Raw genomic sequence first — 21,898 nt, 5'->3', positions numbered from 1 at the left:
TGATGCAAACCGTTTTAGCGAAAATTGTCGCAGACAAGGCGATTTGGGTAGAAGCCCGCAAACAGCAACAACCGCTGGCCAGCTTTCAAAATGATGTTCAACCCAGCTCTCGTGATTTCTACGATGCGCTGCAAGGTGCGCGCACCGCCTTTATTCTGGAATGTAAAAAAGCATCGCCGTCAAAAGGCGTGATCCGTGATGACTTCGACCCGGCACAGATTGCGGGCGTTTATAAACATTATGCTTCCGCGATTTCCGTACTGACCGATGAGAAATATTTCCAGGGCAGTTTTGATTTCCTGCCTATCGTCAGCCGCATCGCGCCGCAACCTGTTCTGTGTAAGGACTTTATTATCGATCCTTACCAGATTTACCTGGCGCGTTTCTACCAGGCGGACGCCTGTTTGTTGATGCTGTCGGTCCTCGATGATGAACAATATCGTCAACTCGCCGCCGTCGCCCACAGCCTGAAAATGGGCGTACTGACCGAAGTCAGCAACGAAGAAGAGCTGGAGCGTGCTATCGCACTGGGCGCCAAAGTCGTTGGTATCAACAACCGCGATTTACGCGACTTGTCGATTGATTTGAATCGCACCCGCCAGCTTGCGCCGCGCCTGGGCCACGGTGTGACCGTCATCAGCGAGTCCGGGATCAACACCTATGGTCAGGTGCGCGAGCTCAGCCACTTCGCCAACGGTTTTCTGATTGGTTCCGCGCTGATGTCGCATGGTGATCTGCACGCCGCCGTTCGTCGCGTACTGCTCGGCGAGAATAAAGTCTGCGGTTTAACCCGGGCTCAGGATGCCAACGCGGCGTATAAATCCGGCGCGATTTATGGCGGACTGATATTTGTACCCACATCGCCACGCGCGGTTAGCGTTGAGCAAGCGCGAGAGGTCATGACCGGCGCGCCGCTGCAATACGTCGGGGTGTTTCGCAACACAGATATTATCGACGTACGTGAAACAGCGGCTGCTCTGGGACTCACTGCCGTGCAACTGCATGGTAGCGAAGATCAGGCCTACGTAGACGCGCTACGCAATGCGCTACCCGCACAGGTACAAATCTGGAAGGCGCTCAGCGTCAGCGATAAGTTGCCAGCCCGTGATTATCAGCATGTCGATAAATACGTCTTCGACAACGGTCAGGGCGGCAGCGGGCAACGCTTCGACTGGTCACTTTTAGGCGGACAATCGCTGGATAACGTATTACTGGCTGGCGGACTTGGCGCAGATAACTGCGTTGACGCGGCAAAAACCGGCTGTGCCGGTCTCGATTTCAATTCTGGCGTAGAGTCACAGCCGGGCATCAAAGATGCACGTCTTCTGGCTTCGGTCTTTCAGACGCTGCGCGCATATTAAGGAAAAGGACATGACAACATTACTCAATCCGTATTTTGGTGAATTTGGCGGTATGTATGTGCCACAGATTCTGATGCCTGCCCTGCGCCAGCTGGAAGAAGCTTTTGTCAGCGCGCAAAAAGATCCTGAATTTCAGGCGCAGTTTACAGACCTGCTGAAAAACTATGCGGGTCGCCCAACCGCACTGACCAAGTGCCAGAACATTACTCAAGGCACCAACACGACGCTGTATCTCAAGCGTGAAGATTTACTGCACGGCGGCGCGCACAAAACCAACCAAGTGCTGGGCCAGGCGTTGCTGGCGAAGCGCATGGGTAAAACGGAAATTATCGCCGAAACAGGCGCGGGGCAGCACGGTGTTGCATCTGCTCTCGCCAGCGCACTGCTGGGGTTGAAATGCCGTATTTACATGGGCGCGAAAGATGTTGAACGTCAGTCGCCGAACGTTTTCCGTATGCGTTTGATGGGTGCAGAAGTTATCCCCGTTCACAGCGGTTCCGCAACGCTGAAAGATGCCTGTAACGAAGCGCTGCGCGACTGGTCTGGCAGTTACGATACTGCGCACTATATGCTCGGTACAGCGGCAGGTCCGCACCCCTTCCCGACTATTGTGCGTGAGTTCCAGCGGATGATCGGTGAAGAAACCAAGGCGCAGATTCTGGAAAAAGAAGGTCGTCTACCGGACGCCGTTATCGCCTGCGTGGGTGGCGGTTCTAACGCCATCGGTATGTTCGCCGATTTTATTAATGAAACCAGCGTCGGTCTGATTGGCGTAGAGCCAGGCGGTCACGGGATTGAGTCTGGAGAACACGGCGCGCCGTTGAAACATGGTCGTGTCGGGATTTACTTCGGCATGAAGTCCCCGATGATGCAGACCGAAGAAGGACAGATTGAAGAGTCTTACTCTGTTTCCGCCGGGCTCGACTTTCCATCGGTCGGGCCACAGCATGCGTACCTGAACAGCATTGGTCGCGCCGATTATGTTTCAATAACCGATGATGAAGCATTGGAAGCCTTCAAAACGCTGTGTCTGCACGAGGGGATTATTCCGGCACTGGAGTCCTCCCATGCCCTGGCGCACGCGTTGAAAATGATGCGTGAAAATCCGGAAAAAGAGCAGTTACTGGTGGTTAATCTCTCCGGTCGCGGCGACAAAGACATTTTCACCGTACACGATATTCTGAAAGCGCGAGGGGAAATCTGATGGAACGTTACGAAAACCTGTTTGCCCAGCTGAAGGACCGCAAAGAAGGTGCTTTTGTCCCCTTCGTAACCCTGGGCGATCCGTCTGTTGAGCAGTCACTGAAAATCATTGATACGCTGATTGAAGCTGGTGCCGACGCGCTTGAACTCGGCATTCCGTTCTCCGATCCGCTGGCCGATGGCCCAACCATTCAGGAAGCCACTCTGCGTGCGTTTGCCGCCGGCGTCACACCATCGCAATGCTTTGAAATGCTGGCGCTGATTCGCCAGAAGCATCCGACGATTCCCATTGGGTTGCTGATGTATGCCAACCTGGTCTTCAGCAAGGGCATTGACGAGTTTTACGCCCAGTGCGAAAAAGTGGGTGTGGATTCTGTGTTGGTAGCCGATGTCCCTGTTGAGGAGTCTGCGCCATTCAGAACTGCTGCACTGCGTCACAACATCGCACCGATTTTCATCTGCCCGCCGAACGCTGATGAAGAACTGCTACGCCAGATTGCCTCTTACGGTCGCGGCTACACTTATCTGCTTTCACGTGCAGGTGTGACCGGTGCCGAAAATCGTGCGGCATTACCGCTGCATCATTTGGTTGAAAAGCTGAAACAATATGATGCTCCGCCTTCTTTACAGGGCTTCGGTATCTCAGCGCCTGAACAGGTAGCCGGAGCTATTGAAGCGGGCGCTGCCGGCGCTATTTCCGGCTCGGCGATTGTGAAAATTATTGAGAAGAATGTTGCGGCGCCAGAACAGATGCTGGCTGAGCTGAAAGCGTTTGTCAGCACGATGAAAGCCGCCACCCACCAGTAAGTTAAATCAACCGCCAGAGACGTCTGGCGGTTTCACCCTTCTTTCGTGTGCTTCATTCTATACATAGCGCTATCCGCATTCTGAATGGCCACATCCAGTTCACCGTTCACTTCTGCAATTCCCCACGATACTGACAATGGCACGGTATGCCCATCCACCACAAACACATGACTGGTCACCTGCCCGCTAATACGTTGCGCGATTGCTATGGCGTCAGTTGCCTGCGATCGAAACAGCAGGATCATAAATTCATCCCCGCCGGTACGAATTACAATATCGTGGCTGGTGCGAGTGTTTGACAGCATCCTGTTGGCGATAATTTGCAACGCGCGATCGCCTGCCGCGTGGCCCCAGGTATCATTGACGGCCTTAAATTTATTGCAGTCCAGTAGCACCACCGAACAGTGTGATAAATCCCGACGCTTGATAATGTCGAGTATTCGGCGGTTAAAACAGCCGGTCAGAGTATCGATATAAACCTTGAGGTCGCTTTCGTTTAGCCATGACTTTAACGAGAAGCTAATGATGATGAAAAAGAACGGCGCCAGCAGGATAACAATCCCGGCATGTGTATCGCGCGCCATAAAACGGCCTAATGAAAGCGAATAGTGCAGCGCATATTTCTCCGAAAAATTGCGCACCAAATAGCTGGATTGCCCCGCACATTTGCCGGATAAGCAGAGGCTCTCTTTGTTGGTCAGATTCACCAACTCCACGTTCAATCCGGGAAGGATTTGATTATCAAACGCCTCGGCTAACGCTTCCTGCAGCTCAGGCTTCGAATGATCATAGACCAGATAGGCAACGATTTGGTCTGATATCTCTTTACCCGACAGATCGTAGATATAGCTCACTACGCTGTAGGCTTTTTCACCGGTAATTTTATCGGTATAGAAGTTTGTTGAACTGAGAGCTTTATTTTTTACGTTTTTTTGCAACAACCGGGTATAGAAATCGGTGGGCGGATAGAAAAAATGCGTAATATCCATCGCCATTTCGGAGTCAGAAAAACTGAAATTGCGCGAGTCGGAAGCCATAAACCAATAAAAATAATCTGAATTGCTGGCGATAATGTAACGGTGCGCATCGAAGCTGCCTGGATTTAGCTCATTAACCATTCCGCGAATGAACTCCGCCGCAGTATACATACACAGCGCGTTATGGCTGGGTTGCTGAGCAATAATCGTTCCCGTTGCAGAATGAACCCGCTTTGGGTCGGCGTTAATTCCCCATTCATCTTTGTTTCGCGGAACAAACTGCGCCTTAACACCACACTGTTCCCCGGTTTTGATGTGGTAATAACGCTCGCCAATCGCATCGGCAATCAGTTCATTATCGTTAAAAATGTCCAACATGTGAGCTTGCAGGCGGCTAACGCCTTCACTGGCGGCCGCCATACGCTGTTCATAAATGATAAACAGAAACAACGAGGTAAAAATCAACGTAATGAGCCCGGATACCAGCAGAGCCTGCCTGTTTCTGAGCTTATCCTGCACAATCTTCACGAGTCCACCCTGATAGTTAACAGTATTGCCAAATCGGTTACCCGTTTATGTTGTTGCATAACAGCGTTGTACGTTGATAGAGAATGTTTGCCACTCCGAAGCAGGTACGTTGATGTAGCCCGCAATCGCGCGCTTAGGTTACAGATTTATACAATAAAAGCACATAGTTGTTAACATAAGCGCAAACTAATCATCACCTTCGATAGGATACCCTGCTCGCCGGATGGCCTCGCGGCAGTCGTTTACGCCTGCGGCATAGCCCGCCTCAATCTCACAAACCGGACTTGCGCTGCAATAAGGTAGTGTAACCGGAGTCGCAATAAGTTTCTCCAGCGCCTCAGTTTTATCCATGTAAAGCAATAACTCACGTGCAACACTCACGGCAAACGCTGCCGTTTGATCCTCGTAGAACGGTTCCAGAAGTGTGATTTTTTGCTGTAGCAGATGGCGGGTCAACATCATCAGCAATACCCTCAAAGTTGGCTTGTTTAAAGAGTAGCACTACATCAAAGGGGAGAAAGGCAGGATGTTTTCCCCAGAATTTTTTAAATGAAGAACGAGGGGAATTTTTCCTGGTTGCTAACCACGGGCAGGTATGCCCGGAATCTATACAGTTCGGTCGTCTTGGTTGTGCAACCATTAATGAAGTTGACTTCAAAAAGTCCCTTGCGAGACACTGAAGTAAAACATGCCAAATATGGGTGAACTTGTTGAAACATCTGTTGATTAAATTAGTTATGTTAAGCGTTGGATTTTTAAGCGCTGGGGACATACTGGCAAATACTCCGGAACAGGTAATCACCGCTTTCCAGAGGGATTATAAATATTGGAATGATCAGTCATTTCAGAGAAATCAGAACTACGGAAAGCAAGAAGTTATGCTCCTGGCCCAGAAGGGTTGGAATGAGCTTTTGAATAAATATACAAAACCTGGTTTTCAGGGCGAGCCTATAGCTTTTGGTTCTGAGTCTAGTCATGATCCTGAGCAAGAGAACATCATATCGGTTCATATTTCTGAAAAAGTAGCGACCGTGACGACCAGATTATCGAGGCAGTATTATTCACCTATTTATGAATATCAATTGTCCAAAGAGAATGATACCTGGTACCTATCTCAGATATTTTTAGTTGATGATGATGGAAAATATCCGAGTTTGTAATAAATAGTGCACTCATTACAACTTTATGAGTTAAAAAAATCTGCCATAATGACAGATTTCTTTAATCTATCATTAGAGATTTGCAACGTTATGATATACTTTTTGAACATCATCGTCATCTTCAAGAGCATCAACAAGCCCTGCAAAGACTTCTAAATCTTCTGGTGAAAGTTCAATTTCTGATTGAGCAATCATTTCTAATTCTGTGGTTGAGAACTCAGTAATTCCTGCTGCTTTTAGAGCTGCAATGCCTTTATGAAGATCTGTAGATTCAGTATAAATAACGATGTTTCCTTCTTCCTCGGTTACATCACGAACATCTACTTCAGCATTAAGCAGAATTTCAAAAATATGGTCAGGGTCTGTCCCTTCAAATACAATTACTCCGGTATTGTCAAACATATAGCTGACAGAACCCGCCGCTCCGATATTCCCGCCTTTTTTATTAAAAATTGAGCGGACATTAGCAATCGTACGGTTAACGTTTGAAGTCAATGTTTCAGCGATAATCAGTGAGCCACTGGGACCAAAGCCTTCATAACGCCCTTGCACGAACGTTTCATCGCTGCCGCCTTTGGCTTTATCAATGGCTTTATCAATAACGTGTTTTGGAACCTGCGCTTGTTTCGCACGTTCAATAACGAATTTTAAAGATGTATTTAATTCTGGGTCTGGTTCGCCTTGTTTAGCAGCAGCATAAATTTCTACACCGAATTTTGCATATACATTAGACGTTGCACCGTCTTTAGCTGTTTTTTTAGCAACAATATTTGCCCACTTACGTCCCACTGGAATGATCTCCTCGAAAATTCATTTACATTATTGAATGGTAAATAATCTGCCATCACATTATATCATGATGTATAAACCTTAGTCCATGAAAAATAAAATATCCAAATTTTACGATATGTTACTTTAATTTTATCAATAGTTAACATTTTGGATAAGTTATCCCCTGATTATCTGCAGGTTCTTTTTTGTACGTAATAAATGAGCCGCAGTAATAATGCATAAGAGAATAGAAACAAAAGCGATATTCCAGATAAACACACAGGCTATTATAGTTACCGCGGTACTGCTTAAAGAGAGCGCTACAAGTCATCTTGCACTGCGCCTTATTTGATAGTGTGTTCGTTTAGTACCGGGACAAGATACTTAGCCTATATTTACTCCACCACTCCAACAAAGGGAAATGCTAAATGGGTGGAGCGGTACAACCAGCATCTCTGACTGATGTGTTCAGAAGCACACGTGACTCAGTTGACTACGGCTGGTCAAAACAACGATACGCGTGGAAAAGAATGGAAAAACTGGTCATTTGATGACCAGTTTTGCAGAGGAGTTTTGCAGAAGAACTTAAAAACGATAACCCGCAGAGAACATAAACACCCACGGATCGAGGCGTACACTGTCGCGCTGCTGGACGCCACCCATTTTATAGCTTGCGGTGGTGTCGATATCCATGTACCAGACCGACATGTTAATCAGCCAGTCGCGGTTAATCAGATAGTCCATACCGACTTGCCCTGCTGCACCCCAGGAATCTTTCAGACTCAGGTCCGATAATCCTGTTTCTTTACCGTTATCGTTAAAGCCTTCATCGAAGAAGGTCGTGTAGTTCACACCAACACCTACGTACGGACGCAGTTTACTGCTGGAGTCACCGAAGTACCACTGTGCCATTAACGTCGGCGGCAAATGATGTACGGTGGCAATATCACCCGTTGCTGCAGTACCAATTTTATGGCGGAACGGTGTAGCCGCCAGTAATTCAACACCGATATTGTCGGTTGCCATGTAGGTAAATGTCAGACCCAACTGCGTGTTATTGCTGACATCAAAGCCACCCAAGCTGCCCAGCGTACCACCTGCACCTTCCGTCGGTCTGACGGTGGCAGAACCTGCACGAATAAAGAACTCTCCAGCTTCATGCGCAAATGCGTTACCAGAGAGAAGAGTTGTTAAAGCCAATGCTGCAACTGTTAATTTTTTCATGTCCGCTCCATCGTTATGGTTATAAAAGCGGAATGAATATACCTACTTTGGAGTAATAAATGATCTAACATGGATCACATTGACTTTGATAATTTAACATTTATTGATCCAGATTAAGTTAGAACTTGCATTCAAAATCCTGGTTAAATTAATTCAGATCAATTTTGATATATTTTCAATGTGCAAGTACCTCCAGCTCATTGCTGATGGGTGATGGTTATCCGCACGCGATGCGCAGATAACAAACAGCGTTCATGCACGACGCTGAAGTCATAGCCAAAAATTACCGCAGCTTTACAAAGATATGCTTTTCCATACATCGCGCGATGCTGCCACTGTAGAGTTATCCAGGGTACAATTGCCCGCAAATGAACACCTGCAAAACTCAAGGAGAGTGCATGTCTATCACGGCGAAATCCGTTTACCGTGACACGGGAAACTTTTTCCGTAATCAATTCATTACCATCTTGCTGGTATCGTTGTTGTGCGCGTTTATCACAGTGGTGTTAGGGCATGCCTTTTCCCCCACTGACGCACAAATTGCGCAACTCAGTGAAGGCGATCAGTTAACCAGCAGCGTGGGGTTGTTCGATCTGGTGCAAAACATGACCCCGGAGCAACAGCAAATTTTGCTACGCGCTTCCGCGGCGTCTACGTTTTCTGGTCTGATTGGTAATGCCATCCTTGCCGGTGGGGTCATCCTGATGATTCAGCTGATTTCAGCAGGTCATCGGGTCAGCGCATTACGTGCCATCGGCGCCAGTGCGCCAGTGTTGCCAAAGCTGTTTATTCTGATTTTTTTGACTACTCTGCTGGTGCAAATCGGTATTATGCTGGTTGTTGTTCCCGGTATTCTGCTGGCCATCCTGCTGGCACTCGCACCTGTGATGTTGGTACAGGACAAAATGGGTGTCTTTGCCGCGATGCGCAACAGTATGCGTCTGGCGTGGTCGAATATGCGACTGGTTGCGCCGGCAGTAATCGGTTGGTTGCTGGCAAAAACGCTGCTGTTGCTTTTTGCGCCAAGTTTTGCAGTACTTACGCCGAATGTAGGCGCGGTATTGGCGAATACGCTGAGCAATATGATCTCCGCGGTGTTGCTGATCTATTTGTTCCGCCTGTACATGCTGATTCGCCAATAAACCCTGAACGCATTCCGGGCTTGTACCCGGTGCTTTTGATGACGGAATCGAAGAATGAAGCAGTTTCTTGATTTTTTACCGCTGGTTGTCTTTTTTGCTTTTTATAAGCTTTACGACATCTATGCGGCGACCTCGGCGCTGATTGTCGCAACGGCTGTAGTGTTGATTTACAGCTGGGTTCGCTATCGCAAGGTCGAGAAGATGGCGTTAATCACCTTTGTCCTGGTGGCCGTATTTGGTGGCCTGACTATTTTTTTCCACAACGATGAATTCATTAAGTGGAAAGTAACGGTGATTTACGGGCTGTTTGCTGGAGCATTGCTGGTAAGCCAGTGGGTGATGAAAAAACCGCTGATCCAGCGCATGTTAGGTAAAGAACTGACCCTGCCGCAGCCAGTGTGGTCGAAACTAAATTTAGCCTGGGCAGTCTTTTTCATCCTGTGTGGTCTGGCGAATATCTATATTGCATTTTGGCTACCGCAGAACATTTGGGTCAACTTCAAAGTGTTCGGCCTGACCGCCCTGACTTTATTCTTTACGCTGCTGAGTGGGGTCTATATTTACCGTCATCTGCCACAAGAAGATAAATCGTAATACATGCTCGCCAGATCTGCGGATCTGGCGAATTTTTATCCCCTCGCGTTCCATAGAGCTGACAACCTGACTTACATCTGCTCTGCATGCCGCATCCCCTCTGTTCTCGACGCACAAATTCTAGTAGCATCGCGCCTGTAATCTTTCTCTATAGTCGGTTCTACAATGACAACAACGAATAACACTCCCCAGGGTGAACTGGTTTTACGCACTCTGGCCATGCCTGCCGATACCAACGCGAACGGTGATATTTTTGGCGGCTGGCTGATGTCACAAATGGATATAGGTGGCGCGATTCAAGCCAAAGAGATCGCACATGGTCGTGTGGTAACTGTGCGGGTTGAAGGAATGAGCTTTTTGCGCCCGGTCGCCGTAGGTGATGTAGTGTGTTGCTATGCTCGCTGTGTGAAACGCGGGACAACCTCAATCAGCATCAATATTGAAGTTTGGGTGAAGAAAGTCGCTTCAGAACCTATTGGCCAGCGTTATAAGGCCACCGAAGCTCTGTTTATCTACGTTGCCGTTGATAAAGACGGGAAACCGCGTCCAATCCCCACGTTGGCCTGATAGCACACGCCAGTAATGCTATCCGGCAATCATCACTCTTGATCATTGCCGGACGGCCTGATGCTTACTCGATCTGCGTTGTGCCGTTTAATTTGAAAACAATATTCACCACGAGTCCGGAACCGGGTTTACCTGCTTCATAACGCCATCTACGCATCGCGTTTTTCACTTCACGCTCAAACATATTGGCAGGCTGTGCAGACAGGATCTCCACATTTTCAACCCGACCATCCGGCATTACATTAAATTTGACCTTTACCCGCCCTTCAATGCGCAGCGCCTGCGCTCGCGCCGGATACTGAGGCTGATTACGGCTTAAAGCGCGTGGGCCCGATGGCGCACTGACCACCGGTTTGCTGGTAGTTGCCGGCGCGGTATTGGTCATTGTGCGCGTAGGTGCCGCATTTTCCAGCGGGGAGGCCGGCCGCGGTTCTGCTGGTTTAACATCGCGTTTCGGCTGCTCTTCCACCTTTTTCACCGGTTTTGGCTTCGGTTTAGGCTTGGGCTTCGGTTTTTCAATCACCACCGGCGCCTCTTTTGGTGGCTCTGGAATCGGCTCTGGTTCCGGTTCAGGCTCGACAACGGGTTCCGGCGGCGGCTGAACGGCCTGAGGTGGTTCGAGATCGGCAGGCGCGACCATCGTGACAGAGATCGGCTGCGCTGGCGCAGGCAGTTCAATAACCTGATGTACCGAGGTATACAGCAAACCAGCCACTACGGCACCATGAATGCCGACAGACAGTAACGTTGGCCAGGGAAAGCGACGAGGTAAATCAAGGGTCATTGAAGTCATAATCGTTTCAGTAAAAAAACCAGGCCCTGATTTTAAATGCAAATAGCAATCATATTCAATAAGCCCATGGCGGTAACTGACATTTAGAACGCGATTTTATGATAAAAAACCACTTTCAGAGTATGGCCTTAACATATCAGTTATCTTTCCGTTGCAGTTGTTAGGCCTTTCCAATAACGTTATTAACGACTTTTACCGTTCAAGGAGTTCTACCCGTGCTGTATGTTATTTACGCCCAAGATATCGCAGACTCTCTCGAAAAACGTCTTTCCGTGCGCCCTGCTCATCTGGCTCGCCTGCAACTCCTTCATGACGAAGGTCGTTTGCTCACGGCGGGCCCCATGCCAGCGGTCGATAGTAACGATCCCGGTGCAGCGGGTTTTACCGGCTCAACGGTGATTGCCGAATTTGAATCTTTGGAGGCGGCACAGGCGTGGGCGGAAGCCGATCCGTATGTTGCAGCGGGCGTTTATGCTCAGATTTCAGTAAAACCTTACAAAAAAGTATTTTAAAAACAGAACAAAAACAGACATTGGGCACCGCCAGCGGTGCCCTTTTGGGATCAGATGCTGTGGATCGCAAACAGCAACGAGTTGCGTTGATGGTTGAGAATGCACTTTCTGATAGTGTGGATACGCATATTACGACGCGATTGTCCTTCAAGCCAACGTGCTTTACGGCGGCTAGCCTGACGCAGCATCCGCCAGCGTCCCACTTCCGTTCTACTACGCTTCATGTTTACTACTCTTTCAGTCACTGAGTGGCCATTATAACGCCACACCGAATGCAGACCAGCGGTTTTCCCGTGTTTTTATTTGCCAGATTAATCCTGATGCGTAAACTCTTAACAATACGCTTTCAAAAGGATTTTTAAATTTATGACAACCTTCTACACCGTGGTGAGTTGGCTGGTCATTCTGGGTTACTGGGTACTCATTGCTGGCGTAACATTACGCATTCTAATGAAACGACGCGCAGTGCCCTCCGCAATGGCCTGGCTTTTGATCATCTATATTCTGCCATTGGTAGGGATCATTGCTTATCTGTCCTTCGGTGAGCTCCACCTGGGTAAACGCCGCGCCGAACGCGCCCGGGCAATGTGGCCGTCAACGGCCAAGTGGCTGAACGATCTTAAAGCCTGTAAGCATATTTTTGCGCAGGAAAACAGCAGCGTCGCCTCCTCCTTATTTAAACTGTGCGAGCGTCGTCAAGGAATCGCCGGCGTTAAGGGAAATCAGCTGCAGCTGCTCACCAGTTCAGATGACGTGATGCAGGCATTAATCCGTGATATTCAGCTGGCGCGCCACAACATAGAGATGGTGTTCTACATCTGGCAGCCGGGTGGTATGGCCGATCAGGTAGCCGAGTCGTTAATGGCTGCCGCGAGGCGTGGCATTCACTGTCGCCTGATGCTGGACTCCGCCGGCAGCGTGGCATTCTTCCGCAGCCCTTGGGCGGCGATGATGCGTAACGCAGGCATCGAGGTTGTAGAGGCGCTGAAGGTGAACCTGATGCGTGTATTTTTACGCCGTATGGACCTGCGTCAGCACCGCAAAATGATCATGATCGACAACTACATTGCGTATACCGGCAGCATGAACATGGTCGATCCGCGCTTCTTCAAACAAGATGCAGGCGTTGGGCAATGGGTTGATTTAATGGCAAGAATGGAAGGCCCGGTAGCCACCGCTATGGGCATCGTCTATTCTTGCGACTGGGAAATTGAGACCGGAAAGCGCATTTTGCCCCCGCCACCGGACGTCAATATCATGCCGTTTGAGCAGGCCAGCGGGCACACCATTCACACAATTGCCTCGGGTCCTGGTTTCCCAGAAGACTTGATTCATCAGGCGCTGTTAACCGCAGCTTATTCAGCGCGCGAATATTTAATTATGACCACGCCTTACTTTGTTCCCAGCGACGATTTGCTGCATGCAATTTGTACGGCAGCACAGCGTGGGGTCGACGTCAGTATCATTCTTCCGCGTAAGAATGATTCCCTGCTGGTTGGCTGGGCAAGCCGGGCCTTTTTCACTGAGTTGCTGGCAGCTGGCGTTAAAATTTATCAGTTCGAAGGCGGCCTGCTGCATACCAAGAGCGTACTGGTCGATGGCGAGCTGAGCCTGGTCGGTACCGTTAACCTGGATATGCGCAGTCTGTGGCTCAATTTTGAAATCACGCTGGTCATTGACGATGCTGGATTCGGCGGCGATCTCGCCGCCGTGCAGGATGATTATATTTCGCGTTCCCGCCTGCTTGATGCCCGTTTGTGGGTAAAACGACCACTCTGGCAGCGGATAGCAGAGCGACTGTTTTACTTCTTTAGTCCGTTGCTGTAAAACGTGCCCATCAGACAGTAAACAGGTAGTCATTATGGATATGGATTTGAACAATCGCCTGACCGAAGACGAAACGCTTGAGCAGGCTTACGACATTTTTCTCGAACTGGCTGCGGATAACCTCGATCCGGCAGATATCATTCTGTTCAATTTGCAGTTTGAAGAACGCGGCGGTGCCGAGTTATTCGATCCGGCAGAAGACTGGCAGGAGCATGTTGATTTTGACCTGAACCCTGATTTCTTTGCCGAAGTGGTGATTGGTCTGGCAGATACAGAAGACGGCGAGATTAACGATATTTTTGCGCGCGTTTTATTATGTCGCGAAAAAGATCATAAGCTCTGCCATATTCTCTGGCGCGAATAATCAAACAAAAAAGCTGCTCTCGCAGCTTTTTTCATTTTTAGCCCGGTAGTTTGCTTCCGCAACGGTTACAAAACTGCGCGCTATGTTCGTGCTGCGCCTGCTGACACTGGGGACATTTTCGTTGGTGCCCGCGATGCTGGAACGCACTGCTCATGTGCGTGGTAATCAATCCCGTCGGTATCGCAATCACCGAGTAACCAATCAGGATAAGCACGGACGCCACCATGCGCCCCAACGGGGTGTGCGGTGTGATATCGCCATAGCCGACGGTGGTTACAGTAACAATCGCCCAATACACTGACGCATTCAGCGTAGTAAATCCATATTTTGGCCCTTCAATCAGATACATCATCGCACCAAAAACCACCATCAGAATGGCGATAAATGAATAGAACAACATCAGCTGATGTCGGGCACTTTTTAACGCATTCCAGAACACCCGTAGAGAAGGCATAAAGCGCAACAGCTTGAGAATACGCAGGACGCGCAGGACACGCATCGCCCGCCAGGCGAAAACATAACTCAGACTGATTTCCGGCCATAGCCACATCACATACAGCGGCAGAATGGTGGCAAGGTCAACTATCCCCCAGAAACTAAACACATATTTGGCGGGATTGGCCCAACAGCATAAGCGCAGAAGATATTCGAGAGTAAAGACCAGAGTAATAAAGATCTCCAGCCAGACAAAAACGCGCCATTCCTCAAAGGTTAAATGGTATTGCGTCCCTACTCCGGACTCAATGAAGATAACAATAACGCTGAGCAAGGCGAATAGCGCGCACATACCTTCAAAGCGACGCCCTGAACGGGTGTTTAAATCGAATAATTTGCGAAAGAGCGCGCGGCGGACAGAAGAGACTAAACCTGGCACAGATACCTCACCAAAAAAAGGGCTGACTTTTGTCAGCCCTCGGAATTATAGCGGGTCTACTTTCAGGCAGGAAACTGCGTGTCGGAAACTTCCTTCGAGAACCGGGCGCGTTTTTGCGCATTCCGGCCCTGCAATCGGGCAGCGCGTACGGAACACGCAACCGGAAGGAGGGTTAATCGGGGACGGTAACTCGCCTTCCAGCAACTGGATAACCTTGTTCCTTTCCTGATCCGGATCGGGGATCGGCACCGCAGACATCAGCGCTTTGGTATAAGGATGCAGCGGGTTATGGTACACCTCGTCATAGGTCCCTAATTCCACCGCATGTCCAAGATACATAACCAGCACACGGTCGGAGATATGTTTAACCACCGCGAGGTCGTGGGCAATGAAGATTAACGATAATCCCATTTCTCGCTGAAGTTGTTGCAGCAGGTTAACCACCTGGGCCTGGATTGACACGTCCAGCGCCGAAACAGGTTCATCGCAGATAATCAACTTCGGTTCGAGGATCAGCGCGCGGGCAATACCAATACGCTGACACTGGCCACCTGAAAACTCATGTGGGTAGCGGTTAATCAGGTTGGGCAGTAATCCTACCTTCATCATCATCGCTTTCACACGATCGCGGACTTCCTGACCAGGAAGATTCGGATGATAAGTACGCAGCGGTTCGGCAATGATTTCACCAATGGTCATGCGCGGGTTTAACGATGCCAGCGGATCCTGGAAAATCATCTGGATATCGCTGCGTACTTCCCGCCACTCATCGGGTTTCATACCCAGTAAATCTTTACCCAGCCAGGCAACCTTTCCATCGGTGGCCTTCACCAGGCCGATAATCGCACGGGCAAAGGTCGATTTCCCGCAGCCTGATTCACCGACCACGCCCAGGGTTTCGCCCTCATACAGTCGCAGGGTTACGCCATCAACTGCCTTAAGGGTTTTAGATGGTTGCCAGAACCACTGTTTGCCATCTTTAATATCGAAATGGACTTTAAGGTCAGCAATCTCAAGGAGCACTTTACGTTGTTCGGTTACCGCATTCATACCAGTTCCTCCACCGGCTTAAAGCAGGCGCGCAAACGGCCTGGACTAAATTCCTCCAGTGGCGGAGCACTGCTACAGATTTCCATCGCATGCGGGCAACGCGGCTGGAATGGACAGCCTTTTGGCAGACGCAGCAGGTTCGGTGGGTTGCCCGGGATCGTGAGCATCTCTTCCCCTTCAGCATCCAGACGAGGTACGGCATTCAGCAAACCAATCGAATACGGATGAACGGGCTTATAAAAGACATCCCGCGCACTGCCGTATTCCATAGTACGACCGGCGTACATCACCAGAACTTTATCGCAAATACCGGCAACAACCCCCAGATCGTGGGTGATCATGATAATCGCGGTGTTGAATTCGCTTTTCAGTTCATTCAGCAGCGTCATGATTTGCGCCTGTACCGTCACATCGAGCGCAGTGGTCGGTTCATCGGCTATCAGTAATTTGGGCCTGCACAGCAACGCCATAGCGATCATTACGCGCTGACGCATACCACCGGAGAATTCATGCGGATACATTTTCATGCGCTTACGCGCTTCCGGCATTTTCACCGCATCCAGCATTCTGACTGACTCTTCAAAAGCTTCCGCTTTGCTCATGCCTTTATGCAGCATCAGAACTTCCATCAACTGCTCCCCGACCCGCATGTACGGATTGAGAGACGTCATCGGGTCCTGGAAAATCATCGAGATCTGCTCGGCGCGCAGTTTGTTTAGTTCACGTTCCGGTAAGTTCAGAATTTCACGTCCGTTGAACGTAGCGGAGCCCCCGATACGACCATTAGCCGCCAGCAGGCCCATCAGGGCAAAGGCCGTTTGCGATTTACCTGAGCCGGATTCTCCGACAATACCCAGCGTTTCTCCAGCTCGCAGAGAAAAGTTTAAATCGTTGACCGCAGTTACATCGCCGTCGGGGGTAGCGAACGTCACACGCAAATCTTTTACGTTCAGCAGTGCGTTAGCCTGTTGTTGCGCGAGCGGCGCGGTTGAGGTTTCAATTACGCTCATGGCTGCACTCCTTAACGGTCTTTCGGGTCGAGGGCATCACGCAAGCCATCGCCAATAAAGTTAAAACAGAACAAAGTGACCACCAGGAAACCTGCCGGAAACAGCAGCAGCCATGGTGAGACTTCCATTGAGTTGGCGCCATCACTGAGCAGAGCGCCCCAGCTACTTAACGGCTCCTGCGTACCTAATCCCAAAAAGCTCAGGAAGGATTCAAACAGGATCATGCTCGGCACCAGCAATGAAGCGTATACCACCACCACACCCAGCACGTTCGGCACAATATGGCGGATAACGATACGCGCGGTAGACACCCCACCCACTTGCGCCGCTTCAATAAACTCTTTGCGCTTGAGGCTCAGCGTTTGTCCACGCACGATACGCGCCATATCCAGCCAGGAGACCATCCCGATAGCGACAAAAATCAGCAGGATATTTTGCCCAAAGAAGGTGACCAGCAGGATCACGAAGAACATGAACGGGAAGGAGTTGAGAATTTCCAGCAGACGCATCATCACCGAGTCGATTTTTCCGCCGAGGTAGCCCGACAGAGAACCGTACAGCGTACCTACAACCACCGCGACCAACGCCGCCGCAATGCCGACCATTAGTGAGATGCGCCCGCCAATCGCCACGCGCACCAACAGGTCGCGTCCCGACGAGTCAGTACCGAAATAGTGGCCTGATTCCGTATCCGGCGCGCTGGACATCATGCCCCAGTCAGTATCGAAGTAGGTAAACTGCGACAGCATCGGCGCGAGCGTCACGAACAGCGCAATAATTACCAGCACCACCAGGCTTGCTACCGCAGCTCGGTTATGCATAAAGCGTCGACGCGCGTCCTGCCACAGGCTGCGGCCTTCGACCTCCAGCTTTTCACTGAAATTCTCCAGCGCTTCGCTGTTTTTCTTACTTAACATCATAGCGAGCTCCAGTATCAGTAACGAATTTTCGGGTCGATAACGGCATAAAGCACATCGACAATCGCGTTAAACACGATGGTCAGCGTACCCACCAGTATGGTCAGACTCAGAACCAGCGAATAGTCGCGGTTTAACGCGCCATTGACGAACAACTGACCAATGCCAGGTAAACCATAGATGGTTTCAATAACCATCGAACCAGTGATAATGCCGACAAATGCCGGTCCCATATAGGACAGCACTGGCAACAGCGCAGGTTTTAACGCATGGCGGAAAATAATCCGCCGCATCGGCAGCCCTTTGGCGCGCGCGGTACGAATAAAGTTAGAGTGCAGCACTTCAATCATCGAACCGCGAGTAATACGAGCGATACTGGCGATGTAGGCCAGTGACAAGGCCACCATTGGCAGGATCATAAATTTCAACGCCCCACCGTTCCAGCCCCCGCCGGGCAGCCATTTCAAAGTTATGGCAAATATCATGACCAATAAGGGAGCGACCACGAAACTGGGGATAACTACCCCAGTCATTGCCACCCCCATCACCGTGTAATCCCAACGTGTATTTTGCTTCAGCGCGGCTATCACCCCGGCGCTAACGCCGACGAGTACCGCCAGAATAAAGGCTGCCGCACCCAGCTTCGCAGAAACCGGAAAACTCGAAGCAACGAGGTCGTTAACCGTGTAGTCTTTATATTTAAAGGATGGTCCAAAATCGCCATGCGCCAGCTGTTTCAGATAGCTGAAATACTGCGTCGAGATAGGATCGTTAAGATGATATTTCGCTTCAATATTCGCCAGCACCTCTGGCGGTAACGCGCGTTCCCCGGTGAATGGGCTTCCGGGCGCAAGGCGCATCATAAAGAATGAAATCGTAATAAGAATAAACAGCGTCGGAATCGCTTCCAGACAGCGACGTAATATGAATTTTAACATTGCCCGTACCTTCTGGCGTGTGCCTTTATACCTCTTTAACCCCGACGTTCAGGTAAAGCGGTATTAATAGTTCGAAGAAAAAAGACACTGTGGGGCAAAAATGATTGCCCCACGTCTTGCCATTAATGCTTGATAATATACAAGTCTTTAACGTGGATATTATCCATCGGGTCTTTACCGGAGTATCCGCCAACCCATGGTTTCACCAGGCGGGCATTGACATAGTAATAAACCGGTACAATCGCAGAATCTTTATCCAGCTGCTGTTCCGCTTTCGAATACAGTTCGCTGCGCTGCGCTTCATCAGTCACTTTCAGCGTATCCGCAATCAGCTTATCAAATGCCGGGCTCTTATAGTGGACGGTATTATTGGAGCTGTCGGACAGCACCATATTCAGGAAGGACGTCGGTTCGTTATAGTCCGCACACCAGCCCGCACGTGAAACATCATAGTTGCCCTGATGGCGCGTATCGAGGAACGTTTTCCATTCCTGGTTTTCCAGCTTCACATTAGCACCCAGATTTTTCTTCCAGATAGATGCCGCGGCAATAGCCAGCTTCTTATGCAGATCTGAAGTGTTATACAGCAGGTCAAAGGTCAGCGGTTTCTCAGCGGTATATCCGGCCTCAGCCAGCAGTTTCTTCGCTTCTTCATTACGCTTTTCCTGAGACCACTTGAACCACTCTGGCTCAACCAGTTTCGCGCCATCGGTGTATGGAGGAGTAAAGCTATACGCCGGCAGGTCACCCTGGTTTTTCACTTTATTGACGATAATGTCACGATCCAACGCCAGCTTCAGGGCGGTACGAACACGAACATCGTTGAACGGTGCTTTCTGGTTGTTGATTTCGTAATAATAGGTGCACAGATACGGGTCAACGTGGACTTCGTTCGGGATCTCTTTTTTCAGTTTCTGGAATAACTCAATCGGCATGTTGTTATAGGTCATGTCGATTTCACCGCTGCGATAGCGGTTAACGTCAGTCACTTCAGAAGAAATAGGCAGGTAGGTTACCTGGTTAATAACCGTTTTGGCGTTGTCCCAATAGTTGGTATTACGCTCAAGCACAATGCGCTCGTTCACAACCCAGTCTTTCAGTTTATACGCACCGTTAGTAACGATGTTAGCGGGCTGGGTCCACTTCTCGCCGAATTTTTCAACAGCAGCTCTAGGAACCGGTGAAACGGAAGAGTGCACAAGCAGTTTGTAGAAATAAGGAACAGGTTCGCTGAGGGTGACTTCAAAAGTATGATCGTCGAGAGCTTTTACACCGAGATCGGTGATCGGTTTTTTACCGGCGATAATATCATCAATATTGACGATATGACCGTACTGCAAATAACTGGCGTACGGTGATGCAGTATTTGGATTAGCCAAACGTTGCCAGCTATACACGAAATCTTGCGCGGTAACAGGCGTGCCGTCAGACCACTTAGCATCTTTACGCAGATGGAATGTCCAGACTTTAAAATCTTTATTTTCCCATTTTTCAGCCACGCCAGGCGATGGTTTGCCATCGACATCACTGATTAATAAACCTTCAAACAGGTCACGGTTAATGTTGGATTCAGGTACACCTTCGATTTTGTGGGGATCGAGTGACTGCACTTCCGAACCGTTATTACGCACCAGAGTCTGCTTTTCAGCAAGCTGCACACCCGCTGGCACTACTGCCGCCGTGGCAACATTTCCAGCGACTAGCGCAGTTAAGATCCCCGCAGCTACTAAACTTTTTTTAGTGATGTTAGTCATTGTGTTGTACTCCCTCATTATTATGGCTGGTTTTTTAACCAGACTGTTAATCCTGTCAGGATCACTGTACGGCACCGGAGATTTTCTGCCGTCAGGTCGTTTTTTGTTTTACTGCTTGCTATCACCGACTTTATTTATTCTGGCGGTTCGTATGACTGCCTTACGTCGATTATCTACGTGCCTCCCCTGCCGGAAACACGCTATTACCCTGTTGAGAGAAACTAACTGCAAATGATTCTCATCAACGTGAATTCTTCTGCATAATACCTGGCCGGAAAGTACCAAATGCGTTTCTTAACCGCCAATACATTTTACAAATTTGTTAACCAATTCTCTTTTATTGGAAACAAATCCCACAAAGAAAGTCTTACGAATGAAGATTTTCTATAACAAACCCATAAAAAACAATAAATTACATCAAGCCAGATGTTAACTACCCTGTCAGGTGTCAACACCACGTCAAAATGCACATAAATTTAACAATTGGTTATTAATTAGCACATTCAACTGAAAAAAACGCTGAAATAACTAATAACATTTCGATAATCCTTCAGCAAGCCCCAGAGTATGATGTTAATTAAATAACAGCGATATCAGGCTCTCTCTGGCAGATGGATGAGTGTTACATTCATAAAATCAATGAATAAACAAATGAATAACCATCAGCATTTTTTATTATCACTATGCTGATTTTCAACTTTAGTGAGAAGTTTTACTGATAATGAAAGGAAACGGAGCCGGGACCGACTCCGTTTGTACAGAAGAGAGATATCAGGCCAGCAAACCTGGGAAAATGGATTTGATACCTGTAACAATGAATTCGATACCCAAGGCCATTAACAGTAGCCCCATAATACGGGTAATGACGTTGATGCCAGTTTGTCCCAACAGTCGTACCAGCCATGGCGCCATGCGAAACAGCCCCCAGCAGCACAGGGCAAACAGCGCAATCGCGACAAAAAAGCCAAACAGGTTAATCGCACTGTGATATCGCGTACCCCAAACAATAGTTGAGCTTATCGCCCCCGGTCCCGCCATCAACGGCAATGCCAACGGTACAACGCCGATACTCTCACGGATTGCGGTTTCTGATTTTTCCTGTTTGTTTTGTTTATCTTCCCCTAGTTTTCCGCTAATCATTGACATCGCGATAGTCACAACCAGAATGCCGCCGGCAATCCTGAACGAATCTATTGAGATACCGAAAAGTTGCAGAATACCATCACCAAGAAACAGCGAAGTCCACAGAATGATAGCGACTGACAGGTTTGCCGTAAGGTTGGTTTTGTTTCGCGCTGCAGCAGTTTGATAACTGGTCATACTGATAAAGACAGGGATGATCCCTACCGGGTTGACCAACGCAAATAACCCAATGAAAAATTTAAAATAGACAGGAAAATCAAATAGCGTTTGGATCACGGTTAGCTCCGAAGCGTTAGCCGGATAAAATGAGTCATAAAAATTGATAAAATCCGCGCTGAAGATACGCCTTTTGTCAGCATACTTCACCTTCTATCTTCGTATA

General features: G+C 49.0%; 23 protein-coding genes and 1 pseudogene. 11 read left to right on the top strand and 13 right to left on the bottom strand.

What is annotated here, in order from left to right; genetic code table 11:
* Positions 1 to 2: 2 nt before the first annotated feature.
* The 3 genes from trpCF to trpA are packed head-to-tail and all read left to right on the top strand — an operon-like array spanning position 3 to position 3,371.
* Positions 3 to 1,361 (top strand): bifunctional indole-3-glycerol-phosphate synthase TrpC/phosphoribosylanthranilate isomerase TrpF, encoded by a 1,359-nt coding sequence (gene trpCF, locus OGV98_RS08375; protein ID WP_210943416.1) that lies wholly within the window; start codon positions 3 to 5, stop codon positions 1,359 to 1,361.
* Between the two features lie 10 nt (positions 1,362 to 1,371).
* On the top strand, positions 1,372 to 2,565 hold the full coding sequence (gene trpB / locus OGV98_RS08370; RefSeq protein ID WP_003841283.1) for a tryptophan synthase subunit beta: 1,194 nt from the start codon (positions 1,372 to 1,374) through the stop codon (positions 2,563 to 2,565).
* Positions 2,565 to 3,371, top strand: a complete 807-nt coding sequence (gene trpA / locus OGV98_RS08365) for a tryptophan synthase subunit alpha (RefSeq protein ID WP_003020647.1) — start codon at positions 2,565 to 2,567, stop codon at positions 3,369 to 3,371. Before trpB ends, trpA begins: the two co-directional genes overlap by 1 nt.
* A gap of 32 nt (positions 3,372 to 3,403) precedes the next feature.
* On the opposite strand, the gene OGV98_RS08360 is transcribed toward trpA, so the two are convergent.
* Entirely contained in the window at positions 3,404 to 4,876 is a 1,473-nt protein-coding gene (locus tag OGV98_RS08360) for a GGDEF domain-containing protein (protein WP_210943398.1), read from the bottom strand.
* Positions 4,877 to 5,062: 186 nt separating this feature from the next.
* The gene (locus OGV98_RS08355) at positions 5,063 to 5,338 is read right to left on the bottom strand and encodes a hypothetical protein (protein WP_003020652.1); all 276 of its coding nucleotides are present in this window, start codon (positions 5,336 to 5,338) and stop codon (positions 5,063 to 5,065) included.
* Between the two features lie 239 nt (positions 5,339 to 5,577).
* On the opposite strand from OGV98_RS08355, the gene OGV98_RS08350 reads away from it, so the two are divergent.
* Positions 5,578 to 6,036 (top strand): hypothetical protein, encoded by a 459-nt coding sequence (locus OGV98_RS08350; RefSeq protein WP_202581277.1) that lies wholly within the window; start codon positions 5,578 to 5,580, stop codon positions 6,034 to 6,036.
* A 72-nt stretch (positions 6,037 to 6,108) separates the two neighbouring features.
* On the opposite strand, the gene OGV98_RS08345 is transcribed toward OGV98_RS08350, so the two are convergent.
* Both OGV98_RS08345 and ompW read right to left on the bottom strand, forming a co-directional pair.
* Positions 6,109 to 6,825 (bottom strand): YebC/PmpR family DNA-binding transcriptional regulator, encoded by a 717-nt coding sequence (locus OGV98_RS08345; protein WP_003020658.1) that lies wholly within the window; start codon positions 6,823 to 6,825, stop codon positions 6,109 to 6,111.
* A gap of 567 nt (positions 6,826 to 7,392) precedes the next feature.
* Positions 7,393 to 8,031: an outer membrane protein OmpW gene (ompW, locus tag OGV98_RS08340; RefSeq protein WP_003833354.1), complete on the bottom strand. Its 639-nt coding sequence runs from the start codon at positions 8,029 to 8,031 to the stop codon at positions 7,393 to 7,395.
* Positions 8,032 to 8,314: 283 nt separating this feature from the next.
* Between ompW and OGV98_RS08335 the strand changes: the two are divergent.
* From OGV98_RS08335 to yciA, 4 genes and pseudogenes are all read left to right on the top strand, one after another.
* Positions 8,315 to 8,401 (top strand): annotated as a pseudogene (locus tag OGV98_RS08335) (YkgJ family cysteine cluster protein); the annotation flags it as partial.
* Positions 8,402 to 8,429: 28 nt separating this feature from the next.
* A complete protein-coding gene (locus tag OGV98_RS08330; RefSeq protein WP_003020663.1) occupies positions 8,430 to 9,173 on the top strand; it encodes a YciC family protein in 744 nt (247 codons plus the stop codon).
* A gap of 54 nt (positions 9,174 to 9,227) precedes the next feature.
* Positions 9,228 to 9,767 (top strand): septation protein A, encoded by a 540-nt coding sequence (locus tag OGV98_RS08325; RefSeq protein WP_003020667.1) that lies wholly within the window; start codon positions 9,228 to 9,230, stop codon positions 9,765 to 9,767.
* Between the two features lie 165 nt (positions 9,768 to 9,932).
* Entirely contained in the window at positions 9,933 to 10,334 is a 402-nt protein-coding gene (gene yciA, locus OGV98_RS08320) for an acyl-CoA thioester hydrolase YciA (RefSeq protein WP_003020670.1), read from the top strand.
* Between the two features lie 64 nt (positions 10,335 to 10,398).
* Here yciA and tonB read toward each other — a convergent pair whose 3' ends face one another.
* A complete protein-coding gene (gene tonB / locus OGV98_RS08315) occupies positions 10,399 to 11,127 on the bottom strand; it encodes a TonB system transport protein TonB (RefSeq protein WP_202581276.1) in 729 nt (242 codons plus the stop codon).
* Between the two features lie 215 nt (positions 11,128 to 11,342).
* Between tonB and OGV98_RS08310 the strand changes: the two genes are divergently transcribed.
* A complete protein-coding gene (locus OGV98_RS08310; RefSeq protein ID WP_286551222.1) occupies positions 11,343 to 11,639 on the top strand; it encodes a YciI family protein in 297 nt (98 codons plus the stop codon).
* 50 nt (positions 11,640 to 11,689) lie between these two features.
* Here the strand turns inward: OGV98_RS08310 and OGV98_RS08305 are convergent, their stop codons facing one another.
* The gene (locus OGV98_RS08305) at positions 11,690 to 11,863 is read right to left on the bottom strand and encodes a YciY family protein (protein WP_003020684.1); all 174 of its coding nucleotides are present in this window, start codon (positions 11,861 to 11,863) and stop codon (positions 11,690 to 11,692) included.
* Positions 11,864 to 12,005: 142 nt separating this feature from the next.
* Between OGV98_RS08305 and cls the strand changes: the two genes are divergently transcribed.
* A complete protein-coding gene (cls, locus tag OGV98_RS08300) occupies positions 12,006 to 13,466 on the top strand; it encodes a cardiolipin synthase (protein WP_003020687.1) in 1,461 nt (486 codons plus the stop codon).
* Between the two features lie 34 nt (positions 13,467 to 13,500).
* Positions 13,501 to 13,830: an HI1450 family dsDNA-mimic protein gene (locus tag OGV98_RS08295; protein WP_003020691.1), complete on the top strand. Its 330-nt coding sequence runs from the start codon at positions 13,501 to 13,503 to the stop codon at positions 13,828 to 13,830.
* Positions 13,831 to 13,867: 37 nt separating this feature from the next.
* Here the strand turns inward: OGV98_RS08295 and OGV98_RS08290 are convergent, their stop codons facing one another.
* The 7 genes from OGV98_RS08290 to ychE all read right to left on the bottom strand — a co-directional run bounded on the left by OGV98_RS08290 (position 13,868) and on the right by ychE (position 21,792).
* Positions 13,868 to 14,704 (bottom strand): ion transporter, encoded by an 837-nt coding sequence (locus tag OGV98_RS08290; RefSeq protein WP_003020693.1) that lies wholly within the window; start codon positions 14,702 to 14,704, stop codon positions 13,868 to 13,870.
* 45 nt (positions 14,705 to 14,749) lie between these two features.
* Positions 14,750 to 15,754, bottom strand: a complete 1,005-nt coding sequence (gene oppF, locus OGV98_RS08285; protein ID WP_003020696.1) for a murein tripeptide/oligopeptide ABC transporter ATP-binding protein OppF — start codon at positions 15,752 to 15,754, stop codon at positions 14,750 to 14,752.
* A complete protein-coding gene (gene oppD, locus OGV98_RS08280) occupies positions 15,751 to 16,764 on the bottom strand; it encodes a murein tripeptide/oligopeptide ABC transporter ATP-binding protein OppD (protein WP_003833364.1) in 1,014 nt (337 codons plus the stop codon). The genes oppF and oppD overlap by 4 nt, the downstream gene beginning before the upstream one ends.
* Before the next feature lie 11 nt (positions 16,765 to 16,775).
* Positions 16,776 to 17,684, bottom strand: a complete 909-nt coding sequence (gene oppC / locus OGV98_RS08275; RefSeq protein ID WP_016150343.1) for an oligopeptide ABC transporter permease OppC — start codon at positions 17,682 to 17,684, stop codon at positions 16,776 to 16,778.
* A 14-nt stretch (positions 17,685 to 17,698) separates the two neighbouring features.
* Entirely contained in the window at positions 17,699 to 18,619 is a 921-nt protein-coding gene (oppB, locus tag OGV98_RS08270) for an oligopeptide ABC transporter permease OppB (RefSeq protein ID WP_003020708.1), read from the bottom strand.
* A gap of 122 nt (positions 18,620 to 18,741) precedes the next feature.
* A complete protein-coding gene (oppA, locus tag OGV98_RS08265; RefSeq protein ID WP_003020712.1) occupies positions 18,742 to 20,373 on the bottom strand; it encodes an oligopeptide ABC transporter substrate-binding protein OppA in 1,632 nt (543 codons plus the stop codon).
* Positions 20,374 to 21,144: 771 nt separating this feature from the next.
* Positions 21,145 to 21,792, bottom strand: coding sequence for an NAAT family transporter YchE (gene ychE / locus OGV98_RS08260; RefSeq protein WP_003020714.1), 648 nt, complete (start codon positions 21,790 to 21,792; stop codon positions 21,145 to 21,147).
* Positions 21,793 to 21,898: the final 106 nt, after the last annotated feature.

Source organism: Citrobacter sp. Cf136, from assembly GCF_030333815.1.
In the GTDB taxonomy this organism is placed as follows: Bacteria; Pseudomonadota; Gammaproteobacteria; order Enterobacterales; family Enterobacteriaceae; genus Citrobacter; species Citrobacter freundii.
The sequence above is the reverse complement of the archived record's forward strand: the minus strand, read 5'-3'. Positions and strand labels throughout refer to the sequence as shown.

Coding starts and splice junctions, on each gene's coding strand:
- trpCF (WP_210943416.1), top strand. CDS start 3: ATGCAAACCGTTTTAGCGAAAATTGTCGCAGACAAGGCGATTTGGGTA.
- trpB (WP_003841283.1), top strand. CDS start 1,372: ATGACAACATTACTCAATCCGTATTTTGGTGAATTTGGCGGTATGTAT.
- trpA (WP_003020647.1), top strand. CDS start 2,565: ATGGAACGTTACGAAAACCTGTTTGCCCAGCTGAAGGACCGCAAAGAA.
- OGV98_RS08355 (WP_003020652.1), bottom strand. CDS start 5,338: ATGATGTTGACCCGCCATCTGCTACAGCAAAAAATCACACTTCTGGAA.
- ompW (WP_003833354.1), bottom strand. CDS start 8,031: ATGAAAAAATTAACAGTTGCAGCATTGGCTTTAACAACTCTTCTCTCT.
- OGV98_RS08330 (WP_003020663.1), top strand. CDS start 8,430: ATGTCTATCACGGCGAAATCCGTTTACCGTGACACGGGAAACTTTTTC.
- OGV98_RS08325 (WP_003020667.1), top strand. CDS start 9,228: ATGAAGCAGTTTCTTGATTTTTTACCGCTGGTTGTCTTTTTTGCTTTT.
- yciA (WP_003020670.1), top strand. CDS start 9,933: ATGACAACAACGAATAACACTCCCCAGGGTGAACTGGTTTTACGCACT.
- tonB (WP_202581276.1), bottom strand. CDS start 11,127: ATGACTTCAATGACCCTTGATTTACCTCGTCGCTTTCCCTGGCCAACG.
- OGV98_RS08305 (WP_003020684.1), bottom strand. CDS start 11,863: ATGAAGCGTAGTAGAACGGAAGTGGGACGCTGGCGGATGCTGCGTCAG.
- cls (WP_003020687.1), top strand. CDS start 12,006: ATGACAACCTTCTACACCGTGGTGAGTTGGCTGGTCATTCTGGGTTAC.
- OGV98_RS08295 (WP_003020691.1), top strand. CDS start 13,501: ATGGATATGGATTTGAACAATCGCCTGACCGAAGACGAAACGCTTGAG.
- oppF (WP_003020696.1), bottom strand. CDS start 15,754: ATGAATGCGGTAACCGAACAACGTAAAGTGCTCCTTGAGATTGCTGAC.
- oppD (WP_003833364.1), bottom strand. CDS start 16,764: ATGAGCGTAATTGAAACCTCAACCGCGCCGCTCGCGCAACAACAGGCT.
- oppC (WP_016150343.1), bottom strand. CDS start 17,684: ATGATGTTAAGTAAGAAAAACAGCGAAGCGCTGGAGAATTTCAGTGAA.
- oppB (WP_003020708.1), bottom strand. CDS start 18,619: ATGTTAAAATTCATATTACGTCGCTGTCTGGAAGCGATTCCGACGCTG.
- oppA (WP_003020712.1), bottom strand. CDS start 20,373: ATGACTAACATCACTAAAAAAAGTTTAGTAGCTGCGGGGATCTTAACT.